The following is an 11,134-nucleotide window of genomic DNA, read 5'->3' as shown; positions in this document are numbered from 1 at the left end:
ATTGCTTAAATTCACTTATGTTAATGCCTGTGCTAATGGTCCATATGTTAATTAAGGTGAGTAGCATGCCCAGTTCCTCTTCAGGTTCTTCCCCATTACGCAAATTAAAATGGCACGGTCTGAAATGGAGTCGCTTGAAGAATATTGCCTTCCCACTGCGTATATTTTTGCTGCTATTAACCGTCTCGATCATTTTGGTTGGTACACTTGATCGTTTTCTGAGCCACAGTTTTGAACAATATTTACTGGATCAGGTCAGTAAAACCGCGATGAATCAGGCCAAGATTATCGCCGCGATGGATTCGGTGGTGGATGCAGTAAAACGCCGCGATAAAGCTCAGTTAGCACAAATTGTGGGGCGGTTAGGTGATACCTCAGATCTTGATTATCTGGTGATTGGCGATACTCAGTCGATTCGTCTGTATCACCCTAATCCGCAAATGATTGGTTATCCGATGCAATGGACGAAACCCGGTGCGCTGGAACGAGGTGAAAGTTATATCATTTTCGGTAAAGGCTCGATGGGGGAAGCGATGCGGGCTAAAACCCCGATCCGCGACGAACACGGACAAATCATCGGGGTCGTTTCTCTGGGCTACCTCATCAGCAAGATTGACCACTGGCGACTCATTTATCTGCTGCCACTCACTCACTCGTTTATCATGGTGCTGATTGTATTGCTATTGCTGTCATGGCTGTTTGCACACCACATCCGCCGCCAAATGATGGGAATGGAGCCGAAAGAGATAGCGCGGGTATTACGCCAACAAGAAGCCTTGTTTGGTGCCGTATTTGAAGGGCTGCTGGCGGTTGATCCTGAGGGAAGGATCACTGCAATCAATCAAAATGCGCGTAAAATGCTGCACATCTCCGCCACACCACAACAGTTAATAGGTTGCAACGTCAGTGAAGTGGTCTCACCTGACCATTTCTTCCTCGATCAAACCGGTGATAACCGTCAGGATGAGCTATGTACCTTTAATGGCTTGAATACTATCGCCAATCGGGCGGGTATTTGGTCTGAAGAGGGGGTGTTTCAAGGCTGGGTGGTGAGCTTTCGTAGCCAGGATGATATTCATACTCTTAGCGTCCAACTGAGCCAGATTAAGCAATATGTCGAGAATCTACGCACGGTGCGCCATGAACACTTGAACTGGATGTCAACCATCAGTGGGTTGTTGCAGATGAAAGAGTTTGATCGGGCACTTGAGATGGTAAAAACCGAGTCTTCATCCCATCAGGCTCTGATTGATATGTTACGCACCGCGTTCAGTAACCGGCAAATTGCCGCTTTACTCTTCGGTAAATACCACCGGGCCAAAGAGTTAGGGCTGAGCTTGAACTTTATTCCCGGTTGCCAGTTGGGCATACTGCCGCCCACCATCGGGGAGAACGAATTGGCTGCTATCATGGGGAATTTACTGGATAACGCTTTTGAGGCTAGCTTGAAGAACCCGGAATGCGATAAACAGGTTGAAATTTACCTCTCTGATGAAGGGGATAACTTGATTTTGGAGGTTGCCGACCACGGTTGCGGTATCGATCCGCAACTGCAAGATAGCTTATTCGAACGCGGTATCAGCTCTAAAAATTCAGACGAACACGGGATCGGCCTGTACCTGGTAGCCACCTATGTTCAGCAAAGTGGCGGCACCATTACGATAGAAGAAAATCCGCCGCGCGGCACCTTATTTACGGTCTTTATTCCGAAGACGCGTTGATCTCAAAGATGAGGAGATCCCATGGAATGGCTTAATATTTTAGTGGTAGAAGACGAAACACCGCTGGCAGAGATGCATGCAGAATTTATCAAACAAAGCAGCTATTGCCACGAAGTTTGGCTCGCGGGTAATTTGCAACAAACCCGCAGCATGGTGATGCGTTTCAAGCCTGATTTAATTTTGCTGGATAACTATCTGCCCGATGGTAGTGGCCTGGAATTACTGCGTGAGATGACCTTACAGGGTTTCTCTGGTGGCATTATTTTCGTCACTGCGGCCAGCGATAGTGAGACGGTATCTGAAGCAATCCGTTATGGGGTTTTTGATTACCTGATTAAACCGGTAGCCTATGAGCGGTTGGAGCAGTCATTAGCCCGTTACAGCCACCGCCATCAGGTATTACAAGATGGTACCAAGGTTAATCAGCGCCAGATCGATGAAATGTATAATACCTATGCCCGTGGTGAACAGAAAGTGACGCTACCATTAGGCATAGACCAGATGACATTGGACAAAATCCAAACCCTATTCAGTGATAACATGGCGGAGTACACCGCAGAAACTGTCGCCCAGGTTCTGGGATTAAGCCGTACCACGGCACGCCGTTATCTGGAGTTCTGTGCCACTAATCAGGCCCTACAGGCAGAAATTATTTATGGCAAGGTGGGTAGGCCACAGCGGATTTATCGCAGTAAAAAATCAGCGTAGTTGGCACAGCTCCCCACTCGACAGCAAAGGCGTTCCACCGTCAATCACGTGGAGCGCTTCATTTCTCAGATAATAATTGCCTAGTTAATAATCAGATTTTTCCTGCATCTGTTAAGCCTCTAACATTTTTGATAACAATTATTGCTACAACAAAGATTGATGAGCATCATGCAGGCTAGGTTCCGTAATACAGAAAAATCATGATTAATGTTGCATTGATAGATGACCATATTGTCGTCCGCTCTGGGTTTGCCCAACTGCTCTCGCTGGAAAAAGATATTCGCATTATTGGTGAATATGGTTCGGCAGCGCAGGCGTGGGCCGAACTACCGAATATCGATGTGCATGTTACCGTTATGGATATTTCGATGCCGGATGAAAGCGGGCTAAGTCTGCTCAAACGTCTGCGTCAAACCATGCCTCATTTTCGCGCAATTATTCTGAGTATTTATGACACCACCGCCTTTGTGCAAAGTGCGATGGATGCGGGTGCCAGCGGCTATCTGACTAAACGCTGTGGCCCGGATGAATTGGTTCAGGCGCTGCGGACGGTCAATGGCGGCGGCCTCTATCTGTGTGCTGACGCACTGCGAGCACTGCGTTATATACCACAACATCCGCCACAACTGGCAATATTAACGCCACGCGAGAAAGAGGTTTTCCAATTGTTAATCAATGGAATCAGTGTTAAATCCATTGCCGAGCAATTGTCACTCAGCCACAAAACCGTCCACGTTCATCGAGCCAATATTCTGGGCAAACTCAACTGTGAAACCACTGTCGAACTGGTGCATTTTGCCCTACAGCATCAGTTGTTGGCAGGTAATTAAGTATGTTACAGCTACGGTCGGTGGGGCTATCGCTGTTTCTGACCATCTTCTACTCTCTGAGTTGGCTCGCCCTGTGGACCATCAGTTTTTATCTCAGTAATGACGGCTTACACGCCGTTTTACTGCTGCCGCAAGGGCTACGGCTGGCCTTAATGATTCTGCTACCCCGCCGTTATTGGCCGGTACTGCTGCTGGCCGAATCTGGGATGTTGTGGTGGTTGTATAGCGAAAAGTTGCAAGTTACTGCCTTAATTGTGCTTTCATCGGCGCTGAGTTTATTGCCCGCCTGGCTGAGTCAACGTTTCTGGCATCACTACACCCTTTATTGGCAACGGCTGTTACTTTTACTCACTGCGGTGACGGGCAACAGCTTACTGCACGGCTTCGTACTGGGTTTTTGGCTGCCTTTATCGTTAACGCAGACCCTGCTTGCCACCTTTACCGGCGGTATTTTGCTAGTCCCCTTTACCTATCTTATCTATGAATATTTAAAGCAGCAGCACATCCGTAACCTGTTTTCCCAACAGATGCCCGATCCGCCGCTGCGTACCTCGCTACTGATTTGGTGCTCGCTTATTTTTGCCATTGGCGTGTGTATACAGGTTGCTATTACGCCGAATATGGAGCGCCTGTTGCTGATTTTTGTTTTTCTGCCCAATGTGTTTATGGCTTACAAATTCGGTTGGCAAGGGGGGGTATTGGCTGCGGTATTAGGCAGCCTGATGATAACAGTCACCCGTCAGGCCAGTGGCGCTTTTCATGACCTGTCGGAACTGGAACTGTTCCTCTCGACCCAGGCCTTACTGGGAATGACATTAGGTATCGCCATCAGCCGCCAACAGCAACTGACCCAACATCTGCACCGTTACCGCAATCAGTTAGAACAAGAACTGCAAACCCGCCGTAAGCTGATGGAACGGTTGGTGCATACCGAGGAGGATGTGCGCAAAGAGATCGCACGCGAATTGCATGATGAAATTGGCCAGAATATCACCGCAATTCAAATCCAGGCGATGTTAGTCAACCGCAGCGCCCCCTCTGCGGCAGCGCAATCTGCAGCAAATCAGATAAGTACCCTGTCGCAACGTATTCATCAAACCACGCGCCAACTGTTACGCCAGTTACGTCCGCCAGTTCTGGATGAAATGCCGCTGGATCAAGCACTGCACCATCTGGCTGACGAATTTGCTTTTGCCGAGCAAGGTATCAACTTCCAACTGGATTATGCGCTGCCACCCGACCCTGGTGAAGATGCGGTGATATTCACCCTGTATCGACTGGTGCAGGAGTTATTGAACAATATTAATAAGCATGCCAAGGCTCGCAATATTCATGTCAGCCTGCGCATCGGTAACAATATCATCACGCTGGACGTGCGCGATGATGGCATGGGTATTCCGGTGCAACCGCCAGGAGGTGGTTTTGGCCTGCGTGGCATTGAAGAACGGGTGCGCGCACTGGGGGGAGACTGGTTACTGCAACGCCGGTTAGGTACCCGGGTGGTGGTCAATCTACCCACTCACGTCCGCAGTAATGACACTGTGAACCTGCCCACAAAATTGAATCAAAAGTCTTCATAAATAAGCATTATTCCTAGCCGCCTAAAACCTTGTCTCATCTCTTTCACTTTCACCTTCCCTACACTCAACTCACTTACTGGAGGAATCCATGCCTGCATCGCACACGTCGTCGAAGACTTTACCCCCCGAGCCTTTGACGCCGGAACAGGTGAATGCGCGTTATCGCTATTGGCGGCCGCGCCTGATGGCCGCCATGGTGATGGGTTACGCCGCTTTTTATTTAACGCGTAAAAGTGTCAATTACGCGATGCCAGTGATGCAACTGGAACTGGGGTTGGACAAAGGGGATATCGGCTTACTCGGCACCCTGTTTTACCTGGCTTACGGCGGTTCTAAATTTGTCTCCGGTATCGTCAGCGACCGGACTCAAGCCCGCTGGATTATGGGTATCGGCCTGATGATGACCGGGGTGCTGAATGTGGTGTTCACCCTATGCCACACCCTACCCGCACTGTTAATTGTGTGGACCTTGAATGGCTTCTTTCAAGGATGGGGCTGGCCGCCATGCGCCAAATTGCTCAGCACATGGTATTCACGCAGTGAACGCGGTAGCTGGTGGGGATGCTGGAATACCTCTATCAGCATCGGGGGGGCAGCAGTGCCTCTGCTGTCTGCCTTTCTGGCCTCGCACTATGGCTGGCAAGCCGCACTACTGGTACCGGGTGCGATAGGCATCGTATTAGGGATTTGGCTGTGCTGGCAGTTGTGCGATAAGCCGCAACAGCAAGGTTTGCCGACTATCGGCCAATGGCGGCGCGATCCACAGGATCAATGGCAGGAGCAACAAAGCCCGCCGATGCCGATGGGGCGTATTTTACGTGATGCCATTTTAGGTAATCGCACCATCTGGTTGCTGGGGGTCTCTTATGTGCTGGTCTATTTGATCCGCATTGCTCTCAACGACTGGGGCAATATCTGGCTGGCGGAGAGCCATGGAGTCAATTTGCTCAGTGCCAATGCCACGTTATCGCTATTTGAGTTAGGTGGATTATTTGGCGCGCTGTTTGCTGGCTGGGGATCAGATCTGTTATTTCGTGGTCAGCGGGCACCGATGATTTTGTTATTCGCGCTGGGGTTATTTCTGACTATGACCGCGCTGTGGTTGGCACCGGTACATAACTATCCGCTGCTGTCAGTGACGTTTTTCAGTATCGGTTTTTTTGTTTTCGGGCCGCAAATGCTGATTGGATTGGCGGCAACGGAATATACCCATAAAGACGCCGCCGGTACGGTCACGGGATTTCTCGGATTATTTGCCTACCTCGGTGCAGCACTCGCGGGATGGCCACTGGCGCAAGTATTGCAACATTATGGCTGGCAAGGTTTTTTTGCCTTACTGACGCTGGCATCAGCCGGAGTTGGGTTGCTATTAATGCCGCTATTAATGACCGGTATGAATTTGTCGGGGTTGGAACCCGCGCAAAAGAGATTCGCCCCACAAGATAAAGATAATCTTTAGCCCGCAATGGAGCGCAGGTGAGTAGTACCTAAAAAAGAAAATAAAACAGTACGTTACGTGAAGTCAGCACGATCTCGCCCCTACAACATCAGCCCGACCTGTCACCCCGTATCGGCGACAAAAAGGGATAAAAGGATAATGTTATGAAACTCGCACCACTCTCAGTTCTGATTGCCGCCGGCCTCACCCTGAGCGCCTTGACTACTGTCGCCAAAGCCGAAGGCCGTCTGGTGATTTATTGCAGTGCCACCAATGCGATGTGTGAAGAAGAAGCCAAAGCCTTTGGGGCAAAATACGATGTAAAAACCAGCTTTATTCGTAATGGTTCCGGCAGCACGCTGGCCAAAGTGGATGCTGAGAAAAAGAACCCGCAGGCCGATGTTTGGTATGGCGGTACTCTGGATCCACAATCTCAAGCGGGTGAAATGGACCTGCTCTATCCTTACCAGTCACCTAATCTGGCGCAAATCATGCCGCAGTTCCGTGATCCGGCCAAACGCAAAGGTAACTACTCTTCAGCGGTTTACATCGGCATTTTAGGCATGGGCGTGAATACCGACCGCTTGAAAGAAAAAGGTCTGCCAGAGCCAAAATGTTGGAAAGACCTGACCAACCCAGTTTACAAAGGTGAAATTCAAATTGCTGATCCGCAAAGCTCCGGTACCGCCTACACCGCGTTGGCAACTTTTTCACAATTATGGGGTGAAGATGCCGCCTTCGATTACCTGAAAAAACTGAATGCCAACGTGTCGCAATACACCAAATCCGGTATTGCCCCGGCCCGGAATGCTGCCCGTGGCGAAACCACAATTGGTATTGGCTTCCTGCACGACTACTCACTGGAAAAAGAGAAAGGCGCACCGTTGAAATTGATCTCGCCATGTGAGGGTTCCGGCTATGAAATCGGCGGAGTCAGTATCCTAAAGGGTGCTCGTAATCTGGATAATGCCAAGTTATTTGTTGATTGGGTGTTGTCAAAAGAGGCACAAGAACTGGCATGGCAGAAGGGCCAGTCCTACCAGATTCTGACCAATACCGCGGCGGCAACCTCACCTAACTCGCTCAAGTTGGATGATCTGAAGCTGATTAACTACGACATGGACACTTATGGTGCCACAGAAATGCGTAAGAAGCTGATCACCAAGTGGGTCAACGACGTCAAGATGGGCCAATAAAAGCCCACAAAGGACTCCGACTCATATAAATAATTTATTTCTATAACCGAGTCATTGGCGTTACAGCAAGTGAATAACAGATCGGTCGGGGACCGGTTTGAATAGCATTCATGCCGGTTCGCAAGGTAAGCGAACATTGCTGTAACGCCAGGGACAAAGGGTATCTGGGGAACACCATGACACATGCACATGCTCTGCGGCTCCCGCAGACACGGGATGCCATTTTCTATTGGCTGGCTTTCGCCGTGGCTGCTTTTGCCCTATTGCCCACGTTTAGCCTGGATTACGGCCTGCTTGAGGCCAGTCGTTCGGAGCTACTGGCCTCTTATGGTTGGTCTGGCCTTAATATCAGTACGCTGTGGTTTGGCCTGCCGTTACTGCTGCTTTTCAGGCCATTGTCACCCGTTGGTCGCGAACATCGCTACCGCCATCTGTTTGATGCAGGCTATGCCTTATTCTGCGCACTGCTGGTGGTGGTAAGCTCAGCCTGGCTCGGGCGCGGGTTAGGATTTGCCACTATCGGGCTGTTTATCGCTCTGGGGGCAATCATTACTCTGGCGCTGGCGCGCCTTGAATGGCTGGGTGGTGACCGTTTTGTACTCGGATCACTGGTGACTATCATTGCCCTGATCACCGTTTTTATTCTGTTCCCCAGTATTGCCATTTTTATCCCGATCTTTACCGATGAGAGTGGCGCTTTTGCACCGTGGCAGTTTATGGCAATCCTCGGTCAAGCGCATATCCTGCAAGTTATCTGGAATTCGTTCCTGCTGTCGGTGGCGGTTGGCATAGGTTGTACCTTTTTCGGTATGGTGCTGGCTATCTATACCACGCGTATTGCCAAACGCTCCGCTTTGCTGGGGCGCATCTTCTCAATTCTGCCTATTGTTACCCCACCCTTTGTCGTCGGGCTGGGTGTAACCTTGATGATGGGCCGCTCCGGCTATGTGACAGAGTTGATGGTCACTTGGTTCGGACTGACCAATACTAACTGGTTATATGGCTTCACCGGCATCTGGCTGGCACAAGTTTTAGCCTTTACGCCGATGTCATTTATGATCCTCGATGGCGCAATCAAAACTATCCACCCGTCGCTGGAGGAAGCCTCTTATACCTTGCGGGCCAGCCGTTGGCAGACCTTTATGCAGGTGTTTTTACCCTTGCTAAAACCGGCGCTGGCCAACTCATTCCTAATCGTTATTGTGCAATCACTGGCTGATTTCAGTAACCCATTAGTGTTGGGTGGTAACTTTGACGTGCTGGCTACCCAAATCTACTTCTATATCACGGGTGCACAACTTGACTATCCAGCCGCCTCCACGCTGGGGGTTATCTTACTGATGTTTTCACTGTTTATCTTCTGCATTCAGTATATGTGGATAGGTAAACGCTCTTACGTCACCATTTCTGGTAAGTCTTCTCGGGGCGATGTCCAACCATTACCGGTATCACTGGTGTGGGGCACCACCGCCATGCTGTATGTGTGGATTGCCTTTAACGTCTTACTGTATGGCAGCATTTTCTACGGCAGTTTCACCGTCAACTGGGGGGTCGATTACACCCTGACGCTGAATAACTTTAATCAGCTATTTGGTCAAGGTTTCAGTGACGGCGCATGGCCTTCTCTGCTCGATACGCTGCTCTATGCGGGTATTGCTGCCCCTATCACCGCCGCCTTTGGTCTGCTGATTGCCTATATCGTGGTGCGCCAACAGTTCCGTGGTAAAAAAACCATCGAATTCAGCACCATGTTGTGCTTCGCGGTACCGGGTACGGTCGCGGGGGTGTCCTATATTCTGGCCTTTAACAGTGCCCCGGTGTACCTGACCGGTACTGCCGCCATCGTTATTATCTCTATGGTGATGCGTAATGTGCCGGTAGGGATACGCGCGGGGATTGCCGGGCTGGGACAACTGGATAAATCATTGGATGAGGCATCACTTAGTCTGCGGGCGGGTTCGCTGCGTACTGTGATTTATATTCTACTGCCGTTGCTACGCCCGGCGATTCTATCGGCGCTGATTTACAGTTTTGTGCGCGCCATGACTACCGTCAGTGCCATCGTCTTCCTGGTAACACCTGATACACGGGTCGCCACCTCTTACATCCTTAACCGGGTAGAAGATGGCGAATACGGTATTGCCATCGCTTATGGTTCGATTCTGATTGTGGTCATGCTCGCCATCATCTTCCTGTTTGATTATCTGGTTGGCGAAGCGCGTACTGCCCGCTCGAAAGCCAGTAATGCTGAATAATGACGTACTGATAAGGCTGAATGCTATGTCTACTATAAATACAGTATCTACTCAAAAAAATCTGTCAGAGCAAAAGACAGTCACTCGCGATAAGAAACATTTCGTCGAGCTAAAACACGTCACCAAGCGTTTTGGTAGCAATATCGTGATTGACAGTCTCAATCTGGCTATCCCTAAAGGGGAAATGGTCACCCTGCTGGGGCCATCGGGTTGTGGTAAAACCACGGTATTACGGCTGGTTGCCGGGCTAGAAAAACCGTCCGGCGGACAAATCTTTATCGATGGTGAAGATGTGACTGACCGATCTATCCAGCAGCGGGATATCTGCATGGTATTCCAGTCCTATGCCTTGTTCCCGCACATGTCACTGGGCGAAAACATTGGCTATGGTCTGAAAATGCTGGGCCGGCCGAAAGATGAGATTCGAGGTCGTGTACAAGAAGCCTTAGCGTTAGTAGATTTAGACGGCTTTGCCGATCGCTTCGTGGATCAAATATCCGGTGGGCAGCAACAACGTGTTGCGCTGGCCAGGGCACTAATCCTCAAACCTAAAGTGCTGCTTTTTGATGAACCGCTCAGTAATCTGGATGCTAATTTGCGCCGCAGCATGCGTGATAAAATTCGAGAATTGCAACAGCAGTTTACTATTACCTCGCTGTATGTTACCCACGACCAAAGTGAAGCCTTTGCCGTGTCTGATACCGTGCTGGTGATGAATAAAGGTAAAATAATGCAAATTGGTGCGCCACAAGAACTGTATCGCCACCCCGCCTCGCATTTTATGGCCAGTTTCATGGGCGACGCTAACGTCTTTCCAGCCACTATTCACAGCAGTAGCGTTGAAATCTTCGGTTATCACATCCCTAAACCACAGGGATTTGCCGCCCAACGGCAACAGTCCACCGTGGGTGTACGACCAGAGGCTATCACGCTAAGTCAGCAAGGTGAGCCAAGCCAGCGGTGTACTATTAATAAAGTGGCTTATATGGGGCCGCAATATGAGGTACTGGTGGATTGGCAAGGTCAATCTTTGCTATTGCAAGTAAATGCCACACAACTGCAACCCGCCCCCGGTGACAGTTATTATCTGCAAATCCATCCCTATGGCATGTTTGTTCTGGCTGATACACCCCAGTAGACTTGTTGGCGAGCAGCGTAACAATACGTTGCTCGCTCTTTCGTTAAACAATCGGCCGCTTTTTGCGCAAGGATTGAGCTAAAAGTCAAAATTCTCAATAAGTTGCGCAAACTGTAAGCAAACAATCCAAATTTACTGTTTCCCCTTTGACATGTTCCTCATACCCCGCTATTATTCGCCCCGTTCAGACAATTCCTCTGTAGTTCAGTCGGTAGAACGGCGGACTGTTAATCCGTATGTCACTGGTTCGAGTCCAGTCAGAGGAGCC

General features: G+C 49.8%; 8 protein-coding genes and 1 tRNA gene. All 9 read left to right on the top strand.

Annotation, left to right across the window (positions count from 1 at the left end; genetic code table 11):
• Positions 1-44: 44 nt before the first annotated feature.
• The 9 genes from dpiB (at position 45) to V2A85_RS18435 (ending at position 11,132) form a co-directional block, all read left to right on the top strand.
• The gene (dpiB, locus tag V2A85_RS18475) at positions 45-1,721 is read left to right on the top strand and encodes a sensor histidine kinase DpiB (protein WP_372558563.1); all 1,677 of its coding nucleotides are present in this window, start codon (positions 45-47) and stop codon (positions 1,719-1,721) included.
• 21 nt (positions 1,722-1,742) lie between these two features.
• Complete coding sequence (dpiA, locus tag V2A85_RS18470) at positions 1,743-2,429, top strand: two-component response regulator DpiA (RefSeq protein WP_420072057.1); 687 nt, start codon at positions 1,743-1,745, stop codon at positions 2,427-2,429.
• A gap of 200 nt (positions 2,430-2,629) precedes the next feature.
• On the top strand, positions 2,630-3,259 hold the full coding sequence (locus V2A85_RS18465; RefSeq protein WP_083159218.1) for a response regulator: 630 nt from the start codon (positions 2,630-2,632) through the stop codon (positions 3,257-3,259).
• Between the two features lie 2 nt (positions 3,260-3,261).
• The gene (locus V2A85_RS18460) at positions 3,262-4,839 is read left to right on the top strand and encodes an MASE1 domain-containing sensor histidine kinase (protein WP_420072056.1); all 1,578 of its coding nucleotides are present in this window, start codon (positions 3,262-3,264) and stop codon (positions 4,837-4,839) included.
• An 88-nt stretch (positions 4,840-4,927) separates the two neighbouring features.
• Positions 4,928-6,298, top strand: coding sequence for an MFS transporter family glucose-6-phosphate receptor UhpC (uhpC, locus tag V2A85_RS18455; RefSeq protein ID WP_420072055.1), 1,371 nt, complete (start codon positions 4,928-4,930; stop codon positions 6,296-6,298).
• Positions 6,299-6,441: 143 nt separating this feature from the next.
• Positions 6,442-7,473, top strand: coding sequence for an ABC transporter substrate-binding protein (locus V2A85_RS18450; RefSeq protein ID WP_420072054.1), 1,032 nt, complete (start codon positions 6,442-6,444; stop codon positions 7,471-7,473).
• A gap of 176 nt (positions 7,474-7,649) precedes the next feature.
• Positions 7,650-9,728, top strand: a complete 2,079-nt coding sequence (locus V2A85_RS18445) for an ABC transporter permease (RefSeq protein ID WP_372558558.1) — start codon at positions 7,650-7,652, stop codon at positions 9,726-9,728.
• A gap of 25 nt (positions 9,729-9,753) precedes the next feature.
• Positions 9,754-10,866, top strand: a complete 1,113-nt coding sequence (fbpC, locus tag V2A85_RS18440) for a ferric ABC transporter ATP-binding protein (RefSeq protein ID WP_420072053.1) — start codon at positions 9,754-9,756, stop codon at positions 10,864-10,866.
• Between the two features lie 193 nt (positions 10,867-11,059).
• A tRNA-Asn gene (locus tag V2A85_RS18435) sits at positions 11,060-11,132 on the top strand.
• The last annotated feature ends 2 nt before the right edge of the window (positions 11,133-11,134 follow it).

Source organism: Yersinia sp. 1252 StPb PI (assembly GCF_048593885.1).
Classification (GTDB): Bacteria; Pseudomonadota; Gammaproteobacteria; order Enterobacterales; family Enterobacteriaceae; genus Yersinia; species Yersinia enterocolitica_E.
This window is presented reverse-complemented; position numbering and strand designations above follow the sequence as displayed.

Bases quoted from the DNA above. Each gene is read 5' to 3' on its own strand.
- uhpC (WP_420072055.1), top strand. From the start codon at position 4,928: ATGCCTGCATCGCACACGTCGTCGAAGACTTTACCCCCCGAGCCTTTG.
- fbpC (WP_420072053.1), top strand. From the start codon at position 9,754: ATGTCTACTATAAATACAGTATCTACTCAAAAAAATCTGTCAGAGCAA.
- V2A85_RS18450 (WP_420072054.1), top strand. From the start codon at position 6,442: ATGAAACTCGCACCACTCTCAGTTCTGATTGCCGCCGGCCTCACCCTG.
- V2A85_RS18445 (WP_372558558.1), top strand. From the start codon at position 7,650: ATGACACATGCACATGCTCTGCGGCTCCCGCAGACACGGGATGCCATT.
- dpiA (WP_420072057.1), top strand. From the start codon at position 1,743: ATGGAATGGCTTAATATTTTAGTGGTAGAAGACGAAACACCGCTGGCA.
- V2A85_RS18465 (WP_083159218.1), top strand. From the start codon at position 2,630: ATGATTAATGTTGCATTGATAGATGACCATATTGTCGTCCGCTCTGGG.
- dpiB (WP_372558563.1), top strand. From the start codon at position 45: ATGTTAATTAAGGTGAGTAGCATGCCCAGTTCCTCTTCAGGTTCTTCC.
- V2A85_RS18460 (WP_420072056.1), top strand. From the start codon at position 3,262: ATGTTACAGCTACGGTCGGTGGGGCTATCGCTGTTTCTGACCATCTTC.